Below are 280 nucleotides of genomic sequence, written 5' to 3' on the forward strand. Positions count from 1 at the left end.
TTAGAGCTTCTGCGATACAAGGTATTATGAAGCGCATCAAAGCAAAAGGCATAGAAGTCGTGGTATATGAGCCAGTGCTGGAAGAGAGTGAGTTTTTTAACTCAAAAGTGATAAAGGACTTGGAAGAGTTCAAATCAATTAGTGATGTTATCGTAGCCAATAGACTTTCTGCTGATATAGAAGATGTCGCGGACAAGGTATCCACTCGCGATTTATTTGGGAGCGACTAACCATTTTATAATATTCAAAACAAAGAAGTTATTATAATGAACGTATGTTT

The 280-nt window shown here is 36.8% G+C and carries 1 pseudogene; it reads left to right on the top strand.

What is annotated here, in order from left to right:
* Positions 1-230 (top strand): annotated as a pseudogene (locus AAEZ03_RS27010) (UDP-glucose 6-dehydrogenase); the annotation flags it as partial.
* Positions 231-280: the final 50 nt, after the last annotated feature.

This window comes from Pseudomonas sp. HY2-MNA-CIBAN-0224 (genome assembly GCF_040310285.1).
GTDB classification, from domain to species: Bacteria; Pseudomonadota; Gammaproteobacteria; order Pseudomonadales; family Pseudomonadaceae; genus Aquipseudomonas; species Aquipseudomonas helleri.